At 53.5% G+C, this 19315-nt stretch carries 17 protein-coding genes; 13 read left to right on the forward strand and 4 right to left on the reverse strand.

Annotated features, from left to right (window positions below; all coding sequences use genetic code 11):
• Positions 1 to 5: 5 nt before the first annotated feature.
• Complete coding sequence (iolG, locus tag K3T83_RS35695; RefSeq protein WP_220207678.1) at positions 6 to 1028, reverse strand: inositol 2-dehydrogenase; 1023 nt, start codon at positions 1026 to 1028, stop codon at positions 6 to 8.
• Between the two features lie 16 nt (positions 1029 to 1044).
• Positions 1045 to 2076, reverse strand: coding sequence for a LacI family DNA-binding transcriptional regulator (locus tag K3T83_RS35700; protein ID WP_220207679.1), 1032 nt, complete (start codon positions 2074 to 2076; stop codon positions 1045 to 1047).
• Positions 2077 to 2499: 423 nt separating this feature from the next.
• On the opposite strand from K3T83_RS35700, the gene K3T83_RS35705 reads away from it, so the two are divergent.
• The 3 genes from K3T83_RS35705 to K3T83_RS35715 all read left to right on the forward strand — a co-directional run bounded on the left by K3T83_RS35705 (position 2500) and on the right by K3T83_RS35715 (position 7466).
• Complete coding sequence (locus tag K3T83_RS35705) at positions 2500 to 3477, forward strand: aldo/keto reductase (protein ID WP_220207680.1); 978 nt, start codon at positions 2500 to 2502, stop codon at positions 3475 to 3477.
• 428 nt (positions 3478 to 3905) lie between these two features.
• Positions 3906 to 4124: a hypothetical protein gene (locus tag K3T83_RS35710; RefSeq protein WP_220207681.1), complete on the forward strand. Its 219-nt coding sequence runs from the start codon at positions 3906 to 3908 to the stop codon at positions 4122 to 4124.
• 363 nt (positions 4125 to 4487) lie between these two features.
• Positions 4488 to 7466, forward strand: coding sequence for a winged helix-turn-helix domain-containing protein (locus K3T83_RS35715; protein ID WP_220207682.1), 2979 nt, complete (start codon positions 4488 to 4490; stop codon positions 7464 to 7466).
• Positions 7467 to 7728: 262 nt separating this feature from the next.
• On the opposite strand, the gene K3T83_RS35720 is transcribed toward K3T83_RS35715, so the two are convergent.
• A complete protein-coding gene (locus tag K3T83_RS35720) occupies positions 7729 to 8994 on the reverse strand; it encodes an MFS transporter (RefSeq protein WP_220207683.1) in 1266 nt (421 codons plus the stop codon).
• 456 nt (positions 8995 to 9450) lie between these two features.
• Between K3T83_RS35720 and K3T83_RS35725 the strand changes: the two genes are divergently transcribed.
• The 9 genes from K3T83_RS35725 (at position 9451) to K3T83_RS35765 (ending at position 17466) form a co-directional block, all read left to right on the forward strand.
• A complete protein-coding gene (locus K3T83_RS35725) occupies positions 9451 to 10236 on the forward strand; it encodes a DUF6585 family protein (RefSeq protein WP_220207684.1) in 786 nt (261 codons plus the stop codon).
• A 177-nt stretch (positions 10237 to 10413) separates the two neighbouring features.
• On the forward strand, positions 10414 to 11163 hold the full coding sequence (locus K3T83_RS35730; protein WP_220207685.1) for a FadR/GntR family transcriptional regulator: 750 nt from the start codon (positions 10414 to 10416) through the stop codon (positions 11161 to 11163).
• Between the two features lie 97 nt (positions 11164 to 11260).
• Complete coding sequence (locus K3T83_RS35735; protein WP_220207686.1) at positions 11261 to 12142, forward strand: NAD(P)-dependent oxidoreductase; 882 nt, start codon at positions 11261 to 11263, stop codon at positions 12140 to 12142.
• Between the two features lie 84 nt (positions 12143 to 12226).
• A complete protein-coding gene (locus K3T83_RS35740) occupies positions 12227 to 13210 on the forward strand; it encodes a thiamine pyrophosphate-dependent dehydrogenase E1 component subunit alpha (protein WP_373324633.1) in 984 nt (327 codons plus the stop codon).
• Positions 13197 to 14222: an alpha-ketoacid dehydrogenase subunit beta gene (locus K3T83_RS35745; protein ID WP_220207688.1), complete on the forward strand. Its 1026-nt coding sequence runs from the start codon at positions 13197 to 13199 to the stop codon at positions 14220 to 14222. The genes K3T83_RS35740 and K3T83_RS35745 overlap by 14 nt, the downstream gene beginning before the upstream one ends.
• A 115-nt stretch (positions 14223 to 14337) precedes the next feature.
• Positions 14338 to 14559 (forward strand): hypothetical protein, encoded by a 222-nt coding sequence (locus tag K3T83_RS35750; protein WP_220207689.1) that lies wholly within the window; start codon positions 14338 to 14340, stop codon positions 14557 to 14559.
• A gap of 13 nt (positions 14560 to 14572) precedes the next feature.
• Positions 14573 to 15919: a M24 family metallopeptidase gene (locus K3T83_RS35755; protein ID WP_220208361.1), complete on the forward strand. Its 1347-nt coding sequence runs from the start codon at positions 14573 to 14575 to the stop codon at positions 15917 to 15919.
• A 39-nt stretch (positions 15920 to 15958) separates the two neighbouring features.
• Positions 15959 to 16111, forward strand: coding sequence for a hypothetical protein (locus K3T83_RS35760; protein WP_220207690.1), 153 nt, complete (start codon positions 15959 to 15961; stop codon positions 16109 to 16111).
• Positions 16108 to 17466 (forward strand): dihydrolipoamide acetyltransferase family protein, encoded by a 1359-nt coding sequence (locus K3T83_RS35765; protein ID WP_220207691.1) that lies wholly within the window; start codon positions 16108 to 16110, stop codon positions 17464 to 17466. Before K3T83_RS35760 ends, K3T83_RS35765 begins: the two co-directional genes overlap by 4 nt.
• A gap of 50 nt (positions 17467 to 17516) precedes the next feature.
• On the opposite strand, the gene K3T83_RS35770 is transcribed toward K3T83_RS35765, so the two are convergent.
• Positions 17517 to 17705 (reverse strand): hypothetical protein, encoded by a 189-nt coding sequence (locus K3T83_RS35770; protein WP_220207692.1) that lies wholly within the window; start codon positions 17703 to 17705, stop codon positions 17517 to 17519.
• A 168-nt stretch (positions 17706 to 17873) separates the two neighbouring features.
• Here K3T83_RS35770 and K3T83_RS35775 point away from each other — a divergent pair, with 168 nt between their 5' ends.
• Positions 17874 to 19307: a pyridoxal phosphate-dependent decarboxylase family protein gene (locus K3T83_RS35775; RefSeq protein ID WP_220207693.1), complete on the forward strand. Its 1434-nt coding sequence runs from the start codon at positions 17874 to 17876 to the stop codon at positions 19305 to 19307.
• The last annotated feature ends 8 nt before the right edge of the window (positions 19308 to 19315 follow it).

A 19315-nucleotide genomic window follows, 5' to 3' on the forward strand; every position in this document is an offset into this window, starting at 1 on the left:
ACTCCTCAAGATGCTAATGCTGCCAGGTCGATGCGTTGTCCCGTCTGATATGCCTGCGTTGCCGCCACCGCAATGGTGCATGCAGCGAGGGCATCCGCACCACCAACGGCGGGCGCGACTCTATCGTGCAGACATTGCGCGAAGTGTTGCAGTTGAGTATGATAGGCATCGCCGAAGCGCTCCATCAGGTAGGGGGTTACGTCATGTTGAGCGCCCGCACGCGTCAACAGCAGCAAGGGCGTATGCTGGTGGCGACCGATTTGCAGCGCACCCTCAGAGCCGAGAATCTCCGTGCGAATGTCGTAGCCATAGAAGGCGTTGCGGCTCACTTCGACATTGCCCAGTGCGCTGTTGCGGAAACGCAAATTTACCACAGCATTATCGATATCGCCGACCTCGGCCAACTCTTTGCAGACCAGAATGGTTCCTTCGGCGGTTACGCGCTCAACCTCGCTCCCCATCAGCCAGCGGGCCAGATCGAAATCGTGGATGCCCATATCCATAATCAGCCCGCCGCTTTTCGCCGGATCGGAGAATTCGCGCCTGGGACAGAACGGATCGCGACTCACCGCCTTAAACGTCACCGGTTCCCCGATGCGACCGGCAGCAATCAGCGCTTTTGCCTCCTGATAGGCGGTGTCAAAGCGGCGCATAAAGCCGACCTGGAGTGGCACCTGGACCTGTTCAACCACATCCAGCACTGCCTGGGTCTCCTCAATGGTCAGTGCGAGCGGCTTTTCGCAAAAAATCGCCTTGCCAGCCCGAGCCGCCGCTTTGACCAGTTCGGCATGCGTGCTGGTGGGCGTTGCGATGACGACGGCATCCAGCTCAGGAAGCGCAAGTAGTTCTTCCACCTCACTACAGGCGTGCGGAATGCTGAATTCAGCGACTGCTCGCTGTCGTGCTGATGTATCGATCTCTGCAATCGCGTACAGTGTAACGCCGGTGATGCGGGTTGCAAGTAGCCGCGTGTAGAGCTGTCCCATGCGACCGAGACCAATGACGCCAACCTTCAGTGACGCAGGCATATCAGAACGATCCTTTCTAATTGTGTGTAAAGGGCGTGGTACTGTTGCGAACGATCAATTGGGGTGACAGAATGTGATCCTGTCCAGGTCGTCCATCTAGCAGATCGAGCATCACGTTCATCGCAAGCTGTCCCAACTGCACTTTCGGTTGGCGAATGGTCGTGAGTTGAGGTGTGACAAAGTTGGCGGCATTGACATCATCGAAGCCAACGATGCTCAATGTTTCTGGTAGCGCGATATGTTGCTCGCGGCATGCCATCAAACCACCGATTGCCACCATATCATTGTAACAGAAGACCGCCGTTACCCCGGCATCAAGCAGACTAGGGAGCAATTCGCGCCCTGCATTGACATCCTCACCTGAAGAGGCTTCTTCTTTGGGGGCGATCATAATCCAGTCGTCGCGCCACTCAACCCCTGCTGCTCTTAGCGCCGTCTGGTATCCTGAGAGGCGTTGCTGATTGGAATAGGGGCGGCTCTGAATGCCGAGATAGCCGATGGCACGATGCCCCAGTTGCAACAGATGCTCTACAGCCATTTGAGCACCCAGATAGTCATCGACGGCGACACGATACAACAATTTATGCTGCGATTGTGCCTGGCTGTTGATCAACACAGTGGGAACTCTGATATGGTCCAACCGCTGCTCGTAATTGGTGACGCGTGAGGAGGCGATGAGGATACCATCCACCCGGCGACGATGGAAGGTGTCGATCAGCACCATTTCTTGCTCCGGCTCGTTGTGCGAAGCGCCGAAAAAGACGCTAAACCCGGCCTCGCGTGCAATCCCTTCTACACCTTTGACGACATCGCTAAAAAACGGATCGGCGATAGTCGTGACCACCAGGCCAATCGTGCTTGTGCGCTGGGTTTGCAGGCTCTGAGCGAGCGCATTTGGGGTATAGCCCATCTCGCGGGCAATGCGCTGGATGCGTCCCCGTGTGTTGGGGCTAATGAGCGGACTTTCACGTAATGCACGCGATACGGTGGTATGAGAAACACCGGCAGAGCGTGCGATATCCGCAATAGATACTTCCTGTCGCCGCATGCGATTCGCCTCTCGTCAGTGAGCAACAACACTTCAGCAACGAAATGAGGGACTCGAAAAAATAAAGATTGGTTATGCACACGTGTGCATAGAGCAAAGTGTACATAACAAAAAAAGCTTTGTCAAGGGTTGCCAGCCGGGAATTTTCGGAGGTTTGCCGGAGAATATGTTGGGTAAGTTTGGAAAAGCGATGGGTCAATATCATTGCTTATAACAATAGTATGAGTGCGTTGGGTAAGTTTGGACATCCAGGAAGGAGTAGAGAGGCTTAATGATAGGCCCGGATTACCACGTCTCTGGAATGTTGCAATACTCCTCAGATTTTCACCTTTTGGAGAATGTGCAATCTCCGCTGTGAAGGTATTATGAGAGCGTCCTGAAACGAGACAACGCAACAGAGAAAATTTGTGGAGGAACAGAGAGATGACAACAGTAATGACACGAACGATAGGCAGAAGCGGCATAGAGGTGAGCGCATTGGGTATGGGATGCTGGGCAATTGGCGGCGAGTTTCTGTTTGATGGGAAACCAGCAGGTTGGGGCAAGGTCGATGATGCGGAATCAACGCGTGCCATCCAACGTGCGCTCGATCTAGGCGTGACCTTTTTTGATACCGCCGATCTCTATGGGTGCGGTCATAGCGAGCGTCTCCTGGGTAAAGTGCTCGCAGGTAAGAGAGATGCCGTTGTGATCGCCACCAAGTTTGGGCATGTGTTTGACGAACAGACGCGGGAAGGAGCGGGTCACAACATCACTCCCGCCTATATACGAGCGGCCTGTGAAAATAGCCTGCGCCGCCTGTCTACCGATTATATCGATCTATACCAATTGCATAGCGGCATAGAGACGGAGGCAGAAGGCGAAGAGGTCATCGCGACACTGGAAGAACTGGTGCGCGAGGGGAAGATCCGTTTCTATGGGCCGAGTACCGATGATCTCAGGGTCGCGCGTCTGTTCGCTCGGGGGCCGCACGCGACGGCGGTGCAACAGCAACTCAACATCTTCGGCGGCAACGACGAACTGGTGGCCTTTTGTGAAGAGCAAGGATTAGCCGTTCTGTGCCGGACACCGTTGGCGATGGGCCTGTTGACCGGGAAGTATCACAATGATCGGGAACTGGCAGCTGATGACGTGCGCAGGCATACGCCCTGGTGGGAGTACTTTAAAGAAGGCCGGATGCAGGAGTGGGTGAAGAAAGTAGACGCGGTGAGAGATGTGCTGACCGAAGATGGGAGAACGGTTGCTCAGGGCGCGCTGGCCTGGATCTGGGCCAGGAGCCAGGCGGCAATTCCAATTCCAGGCTTCAAAACCGTCGCGCAGGTTGGAGAGAATATCGCTGCCATGCGTTTCGGTCCTCTGAGCGATCAGCAGATGAGCAGGATCAGTGATTTGCTGCAATAGATCTGCATAAGAGCAAGATCAAAGAAGTTTTTGCCCATGTCGAGTGCTATGCTGACTATTCTAGCGCCGATGCTGGTTGTTTGTCGATGGAGGCATGTGTAGTTGTAAGCAGTAATCAAAAGCAAGCTGCTAGATAAAGGAAAAGATATGGACCCATCGAGAGCGCAAATGCATTTCATGTTAGCTCGTGAAAAGGTGAGGCTTGAAGTGCAAGGAGAAAGTCATAAACGCATCAGGACAAGGGAAGCTGTCGTCTTGTCAAGCATACGAGAAAACCGCTATTGGTCGCTTTTTGTTGTTGGCATGGTCAGGCCGCTCATGAATCTTGTCCATAGTATAAGCGTTTGGTAAGTTTGGTAAAGACAAGCAAGAAGCAATTTGCGAGAGAGAGTCATGGTTTTCCTGACTTTCAACTCAAGGAGAGAGATATGAACCAGCTTGATACAGCAATGGGCGTGGCAATGGCGTTAAAGTATCTACGCGAAAAGCTCAATGAGCGGAAGCTCGCAATGGGCACACAGACAAGACAAACTTTCATGCAATTGAGCATTCAGATAATCGGACGGCTGCTGATGACCGTCGGCATAGAGATACAAATTACAGGGAAGCGTCTGGTCAAATTGGGGCAGAGTGGAGCCGGGTACTAGGTGGCCTGGCGCATGTTAGAAAGGAATTGAACGTGTATCATTCGTATGAAGCTTTACGTATAGTTCATGAACAAACGGTGCGAGAGGCCCAGGATCGCGAGCGCATCTATGTCGAGTTGCAATGTACCCGGTTGGCGCGTCCCGGCCTGCGTAACCTGATAGGTCTGTTGCACAAATCTTTCCCTGTGCGAACTCAGCAACAATATGCTGAATTCGTCTGTTCAGAGGAAGTCTTATAGTCATAAACTTCCTGCTGTCGTACATGCATCCCTGTTCTTCCATTGACAGGGATGCGATGAGCATATATGCTGTCGGTGCCTGAGCTTTCGGTCTTCTCAATTTTTGTGTGCAGCGAGGTGAGATATGGCACGCACAACTCCACGCGTTGAGCAAAATATATTAGTCTTGCCCACAAGCAGGAACAGCCCTGTACCAGTTGGGTCGCAGCAGTGGTACTCCTGGTTGTCGGATGAAGAGAACGGTTCGTTTTACTTTGTCAACGAAACGGGATCGTTTACTGCGCGCAAGGAGCGCCGGAAACGAGGAGGATGGTATTGGATCGCGTATCGCAGCCGGGAAGGACGTTTGGTAAAAACGTATATCGGGCGCAGCGAAGATCTAACCCTTGAACGCCTGCATGCCGTCACATCACAACTATCCGTGCCAAACCACGACTCCCAGAGCGCATCACTACCAGCACATCCAATCGTGGCTGCGAAATTTGCGCCGCCCCCACTTGCTATGCGAACCTATCGCATGGTCGAGCGAACTGCACTGCTTGAGCGATTGGAGGCAAGTTTGCGCGTGAGATTAACGCTGATTATGGCCCCGGCAGGCTTCGGCAAAACAACATTGCTCAATATGTGGTACGAGCGGTGCAAGCGTCAGCAAGGGCAAGCCGTTGCCTGGGTGACGTTGGATGAGCGGGACAATGATCCCAGCCGCTATTGGAGCGCTATCTGGAATGCATTACACCGCGAGCAGAAGAGGGAAGATATCGATCTCTCTATGCCATTGTATTCCACGCCTCAGATGTCTATCGAGAGCGTTCTTGCTGCCTTGTTGAATAGTCAGCCAGGTGGCGTTCTGATGCTGGACGATTACCACGCCATCACCAATCCGCAGATTCACGAAGCAATGGAGATGTTTTTGACGCATCTTCCTCCTGATATGCATGTCGTTATCTCAAGCAGAAGTGAGCCGCCGCTGGCGTTAGGACGTGCCAGGATGTATGGCGAGTTGCTTGAACTGCGCATCGATGATTTACGGCTGAGCGAGGGCGAGATCGAGTCTTTCTTGCGTGAAACGATGGGCATTACGCTCTCTGCCGATGAGCGGGCGCTATTAGAGCAACGCACCGAGGGCTGGGTGGCTGGCCTGTATCTGGTCGGATTGGCCCTGCGTGGACAACAGCGACCGGATGATGTATTACAGCGCCTCTCGGGAAGCCAGCGTTCTCTGTTTGATTACTTTGCCGAAGAGATATTCGCGCATCAACCTGCCGAAGTGCAACAATTCTTGTTGTCCACCGCCATGTTCCCGGAGCTTACCTCGCAGTTATGTGCCGCTGTAACCACCGAGGATGAGGTCGGCGTGCAAAACATGCTGGCATATATCGAGCGCGCAAATATCTTTGTGGTGCCGTTGGATGAGCAGCGGCGCTGTTACCGCTACCATGCTTTGTTCCGCGAGTTTTTGCAGGAGAAGTTGAAGCGGAGTACACCCGAACTGATCGTGGAATTGCAGCGTCGTGCTGCCTGTTACTACGAGCAGCAGGGAATGCTTGAAGAGGCCGTCGAGTATGCCCTTGCCGCGAATGATATCGAGCGCTCCACCCGGATTATTGAGCGCGTAGGGGAGGAAATATTGTGGCGTAAGGGCGAGGTGCGCAGGCTGTTTACATGGTTGCAGCAACTTCCGTCCAACGCGTATGAAAAAAATCTTCATCTATTGATACTCTATGCGTGGTCGCTGCTGCTTGGCGGTCAGCAGAATCAGGAGGATGTCGAGGCGCTGCTAGAAACTATCGAGAGAAGAGCCGAAGAGCAGATGGCAAGCGCGTTGAGAGGCGATATTGCCGCGCTTCATGCTCGACTTGCCGCTTTTCGTAACGACGTACCACAATCTAGGGTCTTTGCACGGCAGGCTTTACAAGAATTGCCTAAAGAGAGAGCGTTGTTAAGGGCTGACGTTGCCTTCTCTATTGGAGGAGCGCCTCTAGAACTCGACGAGTCCTATCGCTTGCTTTCTGAGGCGTTGCATATCAGCCAGGCGTTGGGAAGTCTGCGTACCGCTATGTTTTCGAGCCGTTATCTCGCCTCAACCTGTTTGGAGCAGGGACGCATGACCGAGGCTGAGGCAATTCTTCAGCAAGCGCTTCATCTCGCTGGCGAGACAGAACAGGTCAGTGTGCCGGCAACTGGTGTGATTCATATCGGCCTGGCAGAGCTATATTACGAACGCAACGAGCTTTCTGAGGCACTGCGCCATGCGACGGTCGGGATAGAGTTGGGCGAGTGCAGCGGCGAGATCAAAGTGTTATTATCTGGCTACTGTGTGCTTGCCCTGATCTATGCTGCAAAAGGAGAAATTGAGCGCGCCTGGCAGGATTTGTGGAAGTCTGAGCGCGTTGCAATGGTCGGGAGAGTAACCTGGTTGAGAGAGCAAAGGGCTGCCGCCGCCATTCATCTTGCGCTCTTGCAGCACGATATAGGGGGTGCGAAACGAGCGTTGCTTCCCATAGCTATCGACCCGGAGGTCAGCCTTGAACACGCTCCTGGGCCAGAGCGGGCCGAAGAACGCCTCATGCTGGCGAAAATCTGGTTGGCTGAGGGAAAATATGACGCTGTGCTGGAACTGCTCGAACCCGCCGCACAGCTTGCTCAACAACATGGACGGATAAAAACGCTGCTGGCAATCCAGGCGATGAAAGCGATTGCTGTAAACAGGCGGGGTGAGCGGCAAAGAGCGGGCCATATCGTGAGCGAGATCGCATGTATGGGTGGATTAGAGTGCTATATGCGCATCTTTCTCGATGCTGGCGAGCCGATGCTCGATCTGTTACAGCAGGTAGATGTACCGGGGCGTGCTCGTGTCTGGATGCGCAAACTGCTAGATGCATTTGAGTGCAGCGGAGGAAGGAAGAGCGATGCGGGACTGAGCGAACGCGAATACGAAGTCTTGCAACTGATCGCGTCCGGCATGTCGAATCAGGAGATCGCGGAGGCGCTGATAATCGCAGTCAGCACTGCCAAAGCGCATGTGAAGCATATTTGCCAGAAATTAGGTGTGCAGACACGCGTCCAGGCCGTTGCAAAGGCACGCGATCTGGAATTGATCTAGCAACCTATACCATGACCCCGAAGAGAAGGTTCTCTTCTTTGCTCTGTAAACGCCCCGGATGTCGTAGTTGCGCTATTTATCGCGCAATCTTGCATATGCGCGATAAATAGCGCAACTACGACATCCGGGGCGATACTTGTTAAAACATGATGAGAAAGGTGATAGTGGTAAATTAACCGAAGGTGGACCGATTTTGCACCCAAGGGCCTACATCACCCACAACAGCATCAGTATCCCGGGCACTCTTCCAACGACTCCTACTTCAGGAGCGTTCAACAACTTCCAATTTTGCCGACTGCACGGGCTCTGCTGGTGAACGCAGTTGCTTGACCGCGTATCCAAACACGCCGGGCAGGCCCACAAGGACTGCCGAAAGTCCAATTATTGCTGGTATCCCTACAATCAAAAGCAGCGCTCCAGCTCCCCCACTGGCCAGTGGGCCGCTGCTTTGCATCAATGTGCGTAAGAGCGCAAAAACACGTCCGCGCAACCGCTCGGGGATGATCTTCATACGCAGGGTCTGCGCCCAGATGGTGAGTGGCGCGCTAAAAAGCCCGAGCAGCGCCAGCCCCGCCTCGGTCCACCAGATACTGGGTCCCAGAAGCAGCAGGATCAGGGATGCACCTGAAAGCACCTGTGCCAGGCAGATCAGCGCGCCCAGAGAAAGAGGGAAAACAAGGCTGCCAGCCAGGAGAGAGCCAATCACCTCACCTCCCGCCAGTGTCCCCAACAGCAAACCATACAGGTCAGGTCCACCTCGCAGCGTCTGAACCGCAAAGAGCGGCAGCCACACCGAGAGAAATCCTTCACCCACGTTAAACAGTATAAACATCAGTGTTGTAGAGAGCAGTACTCTGTTGTGCAGCACAAGAGAGACCGCATCACGAAATCGATAGACCACCTCGCACTCCCGCGCTGACTCCTCGTGCTCACCTTTGACATCCACCCTCGCCAGCGCCAGAGCGAATGTAATATACGAGCATACATCGATAATCATTACCGAAGGAGCGCCGAACCGAGCAATGAGCAGACCTGCGATAGGCGGTCCAAACACCCCACTTAATGTATAGCTCAGGGTTTCCAGTGCATTCGCGGTCGCTAACTGCGACTGAGAGACAAGGCCAGGAATGAGAGAAGGCCCGCCCGCCAATGAGATCATCATAAAACAACCATACACACCCGCCACCAGATAGATATGCCAGAACGCGAGATGACCCGAGAAGTAGAAAAGAGGTATCAGGGCGACCACGGCTCCCCGGAAAATAGCATCGATCAACATCACCACGCGCCGGTTAAAGCGATCCAGCAACACACCAGCAAATAATCCACCAACCACCACCGGGCCGGTATAACAGAGAAGCAAGATGCCAACTGCCTGAGCGGATTTCGTCGATTGATACACAAACCAGATCAGCGCGATCCTGGTCATTGCATCACCCACCGCCGAGAAAGTAAAACCAAGCCAGAATCTGCGGAAAGACGTGTTGCGAAAAACAGCGCGATAATGTTCCACCTGCCACTGGGACATAGAAAAACCTCCTGAGACCGTATGAATGGTAATTCCACGGCCTCAAGCAGACTTCCCGTCGCACCCTCAGCCGCTCAGCTCCAGTCTATCCGAAACCCAGAAAAAGAACTGGCAATTTTCAGCCGTGTTTCTTCATAACTCACTTCAAGGGCGGGTGGAATTCGGCCAATTTACACGTCTCTCGTGAAAAGAAACTAGATTTGGCGCGGGATGCGTGAGATGACTTCATGGCGATTCCCATCCTTCAGTTCTCAAGTTCCATCCACTCTTGAGTTAATTTACCAGATAGCAAGCGGGGCCAAGGGAGGAAGGGGACGTGTGGCCGCTTGATGCCGTCCAGGCTATACTAGAGGCTGTAATTAGAACAGGTATGAGCGTCTTTATTACTATGAGAGGCGCTAGTGCAGAGACAACATTTTCTGTGCTGGGCATTTTTGGTAAATAAAGGAGACGCATATGCTGCAATCTCAGCAAGTAATGGCTGATCCCTCATTTCTTGGCGCAAATTATCAACTTGGAAATCATAAAGCTACATATAAACCTTCTACGTCTCGTCAGATCATCGTCTGTTCCGTGGCACTGGTATTTGGTGTTGCTTGGACGGTTGGAGTCTGGCAGTTCGTGTTTCATGCGACAGAGCCGTTGACGCTGGCTTTTGTTGTTGTTGGTTTGCTCCTGATTGGGTTTGCGCTCTGGAACTTCTGGCGAATCTATCGGAATCGCGTGTTGCACGTATTTATCTATGATGATGGCCTGATTTATGTGGGGCGTGGTTCTGCAATTCAGACGATGCGCTGGCAGGATATAGAGGCAGTGAAACATAACGTTGTGGAGCATTCGGGTTCAGAGGGAGGGAGCACGTTCAGACACCACTATACAGTGAACTGCTTTGATGGTAGTTCTCTAACGCTGGATCAAACGTTTTCGAACGTGCGCCAGCTTGGGAAAACAATTGAAGTGGAGACTGCTCACTATCTCTATCCCCTGATTTTGAGTACCTATCGAACGACGAGTAGTGCTATCTTTGGGCCGCTGGTAGTGGTGCCACAAGGATTGTATCATCGATCCAGCTTGTTGCACTGGGGCGAGATCAAGAGCATCAATATCGATGACAATAGGGGCCGCGTCACGATCAAGCAATCAGGGAAGCTACTTCTCTGGGCCTCAGTCCCCTTGAGGGCGGTGCCGAATATCGAGGTCTTTAGAATGTTGATAGAACATGTGACGGGCGTTCGGCCATAAACGAATTGACAGAAGAAGCTCGCATATGGTATTGAATAAAGAGAAACTTGGTATGATAAACAGACCAGGTGGACAGGAAAGAAGACGATTTCTGTATACCTGTGCTTGTAGGTAGGAAACTGATAAGACATTTCCTGTTTGTGTATGTGGAGCTTCAGGAACCTGGATGGGAAGCCTATGTATGTACCGATTAGACCGACGAAGATCTATGAGCAGGTCGCTGAACAGATCGAGCAGTTAATTCTGAGCGGTGAACTGCGCAGTGGAGATCGCCTGCCAACCGAGCGCGCCTTTGCTGAGAAGTTTCACGTGAGCCGAACGGCGATTCGTGAAGCAATGAAGCTGTTGGAGCAGAAGGGGTTGGTGGAGATGCGCCCGGGACGGGGAACGCGGGTGATCGATGGCACGATGCAGGCTGTGCGGCATTCGCTGGGCCTGATGATGCGGGTTGGGCAGCGTGGCAATCTGTTGAGTCTGGTGGAAGTGCGCGAACTGCTTGAGCCGGGCATCGCTGCTATGGCGGCTGAGCGAGCAGGCGAAGAGGAGATTGCCACCATGCGCGAGGCGATTGCGCTGATGGATGAGCATCTCACCTGCGCCGATAGCTACATCGCTGCCGACAATAGCTTTCATCGCGCTCTGGCCAGAGCCACGCAGAACCCTGTTGTGCTTTCCCTCGTCGATTCGATTGTTGATCTCCTCAGCGAACAGCGCAAACTGATCTTCATGGTCTCTGGTGGCCCCGAACGCGGCCAGGTTCATCATAAGCGCCTGCTTGATGCCATTCTGCGACACGATGCGACGGCAGCTCGCGAGACGATGTATGCTCATCTGCGGCAGGTGCGGGCTGATGTTGCATCTGGCCTTGATCCAACGGAATGGGAGGCAGAAAACGCGCGTGTCTCCTCAATCGGTGAGGACGTATAGCATGTCCTTACACGTCGTGCGTCTCGATGCTAAGTTGCTCTGAGAGGCTACTACTTACCGCACAGGAATTGCAATAGTGAGGAAGTAGGTTTTATTTATGGTTCGTGCTGGTTTTATTGGTCTGGGTGCGATGGGAAGCCGTGTTGCTAAGCGGTTGCTGGATGCCGGACATACTGTGATCGGCTATAATCGCACAAAGGCGAAGGCTCAATGGCTGCTTGATGTTGGTATGGAGTGGCGCGATACGCCCCGTGCGGTTGCCGAAGCCGCCGATGTCGTTTTTACAATGGTCACAAATACCACCGCACTTGAGCAGGTATTTCATGGACCCGATGGCGTCCTGGCTGGATTGAGTGCCGGGAAGGTCTACGTCGATATGAGTACCGTCAGCCCCGCTGCATCCAAAGAATTCGCCAAACAGGTTGCCGCAAAGGGTGCCTCTATGCTCGACTCCCCCGTCTCCGGCAGCGTCATTACGCTTGAACAGGGTAAACTTTCGTTGATGGTGGGCGGCGATAAGGCTGTGTTTGAGCAGATATTGCCCCTTTTGCAGAATATTGGCCCGAAAGTCAACTATGTTGGGCATAACGGGCAAGCGGTATTGATGAAGATCGCGATTAATCTCAATCTGGCCGTCCAATTACTGGGTTTCTCTGAAGGGCTGTTGCTGGCTGAAAAGGGTGGCATTCCCCGCGAAGTGGCCCATGAAGCGATGCTCAACAGCGTGATTGCCTCTCCTTCCCTCGCTTATCGTACCCCGTTCATTTTTGAGGAACCGGAGGAGTCGTGGTTCGATGTCAATATGATGCAAAAAGATATGCGGTTGGCATTGGAGATGGGGATCGCACTTGATGTGCCGCTGCCGACGACGGCGGTGAGCAATGAGTTTCTAACGGCGGCCCGCGCAATGGGGCTGGAAAAGCATGATTTCGCCATTCTCTTTAAAGTGCTTGCTCGCATGGCAGGCGTGGATGCATAGATTGGCTTCGTAGTTGGTTTCGTCCGCAGGTTATTCAGAAGGAGAAAGCGCGATATGCAATCAGATACGTCTCAACCCGCGCGTATGGCCGTATCCCCTGAGTATGGGATCACGCCACAACTCGGGTTGCGTATGTATGAGCAAATGCTCAAGATTCGCCTCTTCGAAGAACAGGTGAATCTGCTCTACACGAGCGCAAAGATGCCGGGCCTGGCTCATCTCTACATTGGTGAAGAAGCTATCGCCGTTGGCGTCTGTGAGGGCTTGCGACGTGACGATTATATCACCAGCACGCATCGTGGACATGGTCACTGTCTGGCGAAGGGCGCGATGGTAGATCGCATGTTCGCCGAACTGCTGGGCAAAGAGTCGGGCTACTGTCGCGGCAAGGGCGGTTCGATGCATATCGCCGATCAGGAGATGGGCAATCTTGGCGCCAATGCCATTGTTGGCGGCAGCGCTGGCATTGCGACCGGGGCTGCCCTCTCCATCAAGATGCGCCAGAGCGATCAGGTCGCGGTCTGCTTCTTTGGCGATGGAGCGCTGGGCCAGGGGCTGGTCTACGAGACGATGAACATGGCCTCGCTCTGGAAACTGCCGGTGATTTACGTTTGCGAAAACAACCAGTACAACGAATATACCCATTATTCGGAGACAACGGCAGGCCAGATTCGCGCGCGGGCCGAGGCATTCGACATTCTCACCGAAGAACTGGACGGACAGGATGTGCGAGCCGTCTATGCCGCCACTTGTCGCGTCGTGGAGCGTGCCAGAAGTGGTGGCGGTCCTGCTTTCCTGCTCTGTAATACCTATCGTTATCATGGGCATCATGTTGGCGATATCCAGCGTGCTTACTACCGCTCGAAAGAAGAAGAGCAGTTGTGGATCAACGAGCGCGACCCCCTCAAACTGTGTCGGGCGTGGCTCATCGAACAGGGAAGCGCCGATGAGGAGACTTTTGCGCGCATCGAACGCCGGGTGCGTGACGAGATAACAACGGGCGTCCAGTTCGCTCTGGAAGCTCCCTACCCAGCGCTTGAGGAGGTGAATCAGCATGTCTACGCTTAGCAGAGCAACCGATCAGGATGTGAAGGCAGGGCAACGTGAGATTACGCTGAGTCAGGCGATCCGCGAGGCGCTCGCTGAAGAGATGCGCCGCGATCCCCGCGTCTTCGTGATTGGCGAGGATGTGGCAGAGGCGGGCACCCCGTTTAAAGTCCTCTCGGGCCTGGTTGATGAGTTTGGCAAAGAGCGCGTGATCGACTCGCCGATCTCCGAGCCAGGGATTACAGGCATGGGCGTTGGCGCGGCCATGACAGGGATGCGCCCGGTGGTGGATATCATGTTCGGGGATTTTATGACGCTTGTAATGGATCAGGTGGTGAATCAGGCTGCCAAAATCCATTACATGTCAGGCGGCAAGTTGAACGTTCCCCTGGTGGTGCGTACCACGCTTGGAGCTACGCGCCGCTCTGCCGCTCAGCATAGTCAGAGCTTGCATGCCTGGGTGAGCCACGTGCCGGGCGTGAAGGTTGTGCTGCCATCCACACCGTATGATGCCAAAGGGCTGCTCAAAACGGCGATTCGCGATGATAACCCGGTCGTCTTTTTTGAGGATAAGATGATGTATCAACTCAAAGGTCGCGTGCCGGAGAGCGATTATACGATCCCCTTTGGAGTGGCAGACATCAAGCGTACAGGCACCGATATTACCATCGTGGCGACGAGTAGTATGGTGCAGGTCGCGCTCAAGGCTGCGGAACAACTGGGGCAGATCGGTATTAGCGCTGAAGTGATCGATCCCCGCACGACCTTTCCATTGGACAAGCAGACGATGATCGATTCGGCGAAGAAAACCAGTCGCGCCATCGTGATCGATGAAGGCTACGAGCGCTATGGCGTCACGGCAGAGATTGCGTCGGTAATCTCCGATGGGGCTTTCTACTATCTCGATGCACCCGTTAAGCGCATGGGGGCAATGGATGTGCCCGTTCCGTTCTCGCCTGTGCTGGAAGATATCACGGTTCCGACGCCCGATACCGTGCTTGCGCTGGCGAAAACGCTCTGTGGGCGCGCCTAGTCAGATATTTAGCATGTAATGTCGTTAACAAATGAATCTGGTAATGGCCGTTGTAGTACTCTGTCAAGCTTCATTCGTTGGTGCATCCAGAACATCCTCTGGGGTGGGACCGTCTATGGTAGGGGCGAGGACCAGCCATCGCCCCTACCATAGACAGGGAAACTACGCGATGAAAGTTGACAAAGTAGTAGTCGAGCGATTTATCGCGGTGGGTGATGCACACCACTGGCCGCTCGATCGCGATAAATCGCTCGACTACGAAACATCTGGTGTAAGCAGTATTTACGGAACCGCAGCACCATGGTTTGCTGGAGAGCGCATCGTAGCGCTTAACTGAAAGGATCAGGATGATGGCGATCAGAACGTACGGTTTGAATGGCGTCGATTGGGAAGAGCGAGTTAACTATGACCGTTTGCGCAATGAGCGGCTGGCACGGATCAAGCAATTGCTCAAGCAATCAGAAATGGGCGCGCTGCTCTGCTTTGATATGAACAATATTCGCTATATTACGGCGACGCATATTGGCACCTGGGCGATGGATAAACTGGCCCGTTTTTGTCTCCTGGCTCAGGACGACGAGCCGATCATGTGGGACTTTGGTTCAGCGGCACGCCATCACCAACTCTATAGCCCCTGGCTGGGTGAACGCTCGCGCGCAGGAATCTCAACACTGCGTGGTGCCATGCTTCCTGCTGCTGGACGCGCGGAAGACGTGGCACGCAAGATTCGTATCGAACTGGAAGAGCGCGGCCTCCTGAACGAGCCGGTTGGCGTCGATGCCATCGAGTTGCCCGTCCTCTTTGCGTTGCAGGCCGAGGGCATCAAGGTTGTGGATGGACAGCAATTGATGCAAGAGGCGCGCATCATTAAGACGCAAGATGAGATTACGCTGTTGAGTACAGCCTGTATGATGGTGGACGCAGCTTACGACGAACTGTATCGTTTTATGCGCCCGGGTGTGCGCGAGAACGAATGCGTTGGTCTGGTGAGCAAGGTGCTCTACGATCTTGGCTCTGAACATGTCGAGGGCGTTAATGCCATCTCCGGCGAACGCTGTAGTCCCCATCCTCACGTCTATACAGATCGTGCTCTGCGTCCCGGCGATCCCGCATATTTCGATATTTTGCATAGCTACAATGGCTATCGCACCTGCTATTACCGTACATTTGTTGTTGGCAGTGCGTCGCAGGCGATGGTAAATGCTTATAAATATTGCCGCGAGATTCTCGACGTTGCCATTGCCGCCATCAAACCGGGTGTGACGACCGCCGACGTGGTGAAGCTCTGGCCGAAGGCGCAAGATTTTGGTTTCCCTGATGAGGAAGCGGCCTTTGCCTTACAGTATGGACATGGTGTGGGTCTCTCGATCTGGGAGAAGCCGGTCTTCAGCCGGTTGGTCTCGCTCGATCATCCCGAAGTGATTCAGGAGGGTATGGTCTTCGCACTCGAAACCTTCTGGCCTGCGTCCGATGGCTGGTCGGCGGCGCGTATCGAGGAACAGCTCGTCGTCACAAAAGATGGCTGTGAGGTCATCACGCGCTTCCCTGCCGAAGAGCTGATGGTTGCAGGCGTGCGTTACTACACCGCCACCGGCCCCCTGCCGACGACCCGCGAGACGCAATCGCATCTCAATACCGCAACGGCAAGCAACGGCAACCAGCCTGGTAGCACCACCGCTAGCACCAGATCGCTCTAGTACTCACAATAACGGTAGTGTCTGGGGAGGAGCTTCCTCGTGCCCAATGCAGTATCCTCAAAGCGGAGCGGAAAATGGTACGATTTCATCGAACTGCTCCCTTATCTAGAGTATACATATATACCGAAATGGTTGGTTGATTTTGCACTGGGAAGTTCCCCCTGGCACGATGATGGAGACGACGCACGATGACAACGAACGTTATTTTGCCAGCATTGGGTATGGCTCAGGAGACGGGGAAGATCATACGCTGGTTGAAGAGTGAGGGTGAGATGGTCAGGCAGGGAGAGCCGCTGGTGGAGATTGAGACGGATAAGGCTGCGGTCGAACTGGAAGCCCCAGCGACCGGGATCGTTGCCAATATCTCAGCCGCGCCCGACGACGAGATCCCCGTTGGTCAGACTATCGCTCATATTGTCGAGCCGGGTAGCATTTCTCAGCCTGTGGAAAATGGGGCGCAAAAAGCAGTTCCTCCGGTTTCCATAGAGGATGGAACGAGATTGAGTATTCCCGTGAGTCCGCTTGCTGCAAGGATCGCTGCCGAACATCATCTCAATATAGATGAGATTCAGCCAGCCGGCAAGCGCATTCAAAAGGCCGATGTGTTGTCCTATCTTCAACAACTAGGGCAGAAGCGAGAACAGGAAGCAAGCGCCGCGCAATCTGAAAGTGTGCGTCCCGGCTCCGCTGTGGGCCTGTTAGCTGCCTCGCCCAAAGCGCGTCGTCTTGCCCGCGAACAGGGGAAAGATCTCACATTCATTCGCGGGAGTGGTCCAGATGGTGCGATTTTAGCTGCTGATGTTCTGGCGGCGTCATTGCCAGTAGCAGCGCAATCAGTCGCAGAAACAGTAGTAGAAACACCACATTCCGAAGCGCGCGAGCTTGCGACCAGTCGCACATGGCGGCTGATGGCCGAGCGTACAACACAGAGCTGGACGAGCGTTCCCCACTTCTTTTTGATGCGCGATGTGAACGCAAGTCGTCTGATGATCTGGCGCGAGCAGGTCCAGAAGCGCACTACTGAGAAGATTACCTACACTGATTTGTTGGTGAAAGTTGTTGCTGCGCTGTTACAGAAGCACCCACGCCTCAATGCCTCGTGGAGTGAAGGTCGCATTCTGCTCAATGAGGTCGTCAATATCGGGATTGCGGCGGCATCAGAGGAAGGGTTGATCGTTCCGGTGATTCAGCGGGCCAATACGCTGCCCATGAGCCAGATTGCATACCAGCGGAAAGAACTGGTCGAGCGAACGCACACAGGGAAAGTTCGATTGGAGGATGTCTCAGGCGGTACATTCACTATTAGTAATTTAGGAATGTACGGCGTTGATAGCTTCAAGGCCATTATTAATCCTCCCCAGGCTGCGATTCTAGCTGTTGGACGCATTGTGGATCGTGTGGTGCCTGTTGGAGGCCAGCCAGCGGTGCAACCAATGATGAGCCTGTGCCTCTCATGCGACCATCGCGTCGTGGATGGCGCGCGTGCTGCTCAATTTCTCACCGAACTGGCAGATGTGCTGGAGGAGCCGCTCGCATTATTAGAGTAGTTTCTGAGAAGATTGATTTGTGATCGTGACAGAAATACTTGAGAGAAAGATCATTCTTTCTTGTGGCTGAACCTGCCAACAATCGTGAGAAAACTAAGGAAAAAGCCCAGCCCGAATATATCCAGCCCCACATCTTTCAAGGTATAGTCGTAGTTGATTATAACGATGGGAGGCGCAAAAAAATATATAAGCAGACCAACGAGCATAAGCGCGCCGAGAATGAAATAGCCTGGTTTCATTGTGTCGCCCTCCACTTGCTCGTTTTTTTATCAATAAAAGATCTTGTAAAAGACATTGCTGTTGACGTATGCTACCGATACTATAGCAGCAAATGTCATAGTAGCCAAACAGATAAGTACTTTTTATTTTGGATGTATTGTTAGCAACAATATAAGGAGACAGACGGTATGCCCATTCCGGCGCATGGACTTCCCCCGGAGGAACTCTTTCAGCGACTTGAGCACTACAAAGAACATGATGTTTCGTGGCGCGCAGGGAGAATTTTGACTGGCATTTATGATCCTGGGGATGAAATTGAAGCAATAGTCAAACAGGCATATAGCAGCTTCCTCACCGAAAACGCCCTCTATCCCAATCTTTTTCCCAGCCTGTTGCAACTGGAAAATGAAGTGGTACGGATGATTGCAGATCTTTTGCACGGCGATGCAGATGTGGTGGGGAACTGTACCAGCGGTGGCACCGAGAGCATTATGCTGGCTGTCAAGGCGGTTCGTGATAGCGCTCGTGTTCAACGCCCACATAGTACATCGCCTGAGATCGTGTTGCCACAAACGGCGCATCCTGCTTTTCACAAAGCCGCCCATTATCTTGGCCTTAAAACGGTTGTCACCGGCTTTGATCCGCAAAGCTTTCGCGCTGATCCCGCCGCCATAGAGCGTGCCATTACGCCGAATACAATCATGATCGTTGCATCGGCCCCCAACTACTCTCATGGTGTAATCGAGCCGATTGCGACCATCGCCGAAATTGCACGTGCTCATAATCTCTTCTTTCATGTCGATGCCTGCGTTGGTGGGATACATCTTTCGATGATGCGTAAAGCTGGCTACGAGGTGCCTCCTTTCGATTTCAGCATTCCAGGAGTCACCTCTCTATCAGTAGATATGCATAAATATGGCTATGCCGCCAAAAACGTTTCTATCATTCTCTATCATAACCGCGATCTGCGCCGTTATGCCTTCTTTGCCAATGCTGATACCACCTCTTATGCCGTTCTCAATCCCACCGTCCTCTCCAGCAAATCTGGTGGGCCGGTGGCGGGGGCCTGGGCCGCCCTGCACTCGCTCGGCGAAGAGGGGTATGTGCGTGTCGTGCGCGAGGTGACGGCGGCCACGCGGCAGATGATTGCAGGTATCAGCGAACTGGACGACGTGTTTGTGCTGGGCGAACCAGATATGTGCATGTTTGCACTTGCATCCGATACCCTCAATATTTTTGAGCTTGACGATGAGATGAGCCAGCGTGGTTGGACGCTACAACCTCAGTTTAGCGCCGGTAGCAGTCCGGCAAACCTGCATGTCAGTGTACATTATGCCACAGTCGGGCATGTTGGCGAATTTCTCGAAACGCTGCGGGATAGCATTGCAGCAGTCAAAGGCCGCTCGCAAGGGCCGCAGGAGGCGCTTGCACTCAAGGCAGAGGTTGAGCGGCTGATGCAAAATCCTGGCCCAGAGACGTTCGCACAGATTGTGGCCCTTGCCGATATTGCGCCGGGCCAGCTCCCGACCAGCTTTGCACGTATCAACACAGTACTGGATGCCCTGCCTGGATCGCTGGTCAATGTGCTGCTGCTTGAGTATTTGAACAGCCTGTATGATTGAGGAGTATC

The organism is Reticulibacter mediterranei (genome assembly GCF_016587455.1).

Excerpts from the sequence above, each read along its gene's own strand:
- K3T83_RS35705 (WP_220207680.1), top strand. The coding sequence starts at position 2,500 with ATGACAACAGTAATGACACGAACGATAGGCAGAAGCGGCATAGAGGTG.
- K3T83_RS35730 (WP_220207685.1), top strand. The coding sequence starts at position 10,414 with ATGTATGTACCGATTAGACCGACGAAGATCTATGAGCAGGTCGCTGAA.
- K3T83_RS35755 (WP_220208361.1), top strand. The coding sequence starts at position 14,573 with ATGGCGATCAGAACGTACGGTTTGAATGGCGTCGATTGGGAAGAGCGA.
- K3T83_RS35715 (WP_220207682.1), top strand. The coding sequence starts at position 4,488 with ATGGCACGCACAACTCCACGCGTTGAGCAAAATATATTAGTCTTGCCC.
- K3T83_RS35765 (WP_220207691.1), top strand. The coding sequence starts at position 16,108 with ATGACAACGAACGTTATTTTGCCAGCATTGGGTATGGCTCAGGAGACG.
- K3T83_RS35720 (WP_220207683.1), bottom strand. The coding sequence starts at position 8,994 with ATGTCCCAGTGGCAGGTGGAACATTATCGCGCTGTTTTTCGCAACACG.
- K3T83_RS35775 (WP_220207693.1), top strand. The coding sequence starts at position 17,874 with ATGCCCATTCCGGCGCATGGACTTCCCCCGGAGGAACTCTTTCAGCGA.
- K3T83_RS35750 (WP_220207689.1), top strand. The coding sequence starts at position 14,338 with ATGGTAGGGGCGAGGACCAGCCATCGCCCCTACCATAGACAGGGAAAC.
- K3T83_RS35700 (WP_220207679.1), bottom strand. The coding sequence starts at position 2,076 with ATGCGGCGACAGGAAGTATCTATTGCGGATATCGCACGCTCTGCCGGT.
- K3T83_RS35770 (WP_220207692.1), bottom strand. The coding sequence starts at position 17,705 with ATGAAACCAGGCTATTTCATTCTCGGCGCGCTTATGCTCGTTGGTCTG.
- K3T83_RS35710 (WP_220207681.1), top strand. The coding sequence starts at position 3,906 with ATGAACCAGCTTGATACAGCAATGGGCGTGGCAATGGCGTTAAAGTAT.
- K3T83_RS35740 (WP_373324633.1), top strand. The coding sequence starts at position 12,227 with ATGGCCGTATCCCCTGAGTATGGGATCACGCCACAACTCGGGTTGCGT.
- K3T83_RS35735 (WP_220207686.1), top strand. The coding sequence starts at position 11,261 with ATGGTTCGTGCTGGTTTTATTGGTCTGGGTGCGATGGGAAGCCGTGTT.
- K3T83_RS35725 (WP_220207684.1), top strand. The coding sequence starts at position 9,451 with ATGCTGCAATCTCAGCAAGTAATGGCTGATCCCTCATTTCTTGGCGCA.
- K3T83_RS35745 (WP_220207688.1), top strand. The coding sequence starts at position 13,197 with ATGTCTACGCTTAGCAGAGCAACCGATCAGGATGTGAAGGCAGGGCAA.
- iolG (WP_220207678.1), bottom strand. The coding sequence starts at position 1,028 with ATGCCTGCGTCACTGAAGGTTGGCGTCATTGGTCTCGGTCGCATGGGA.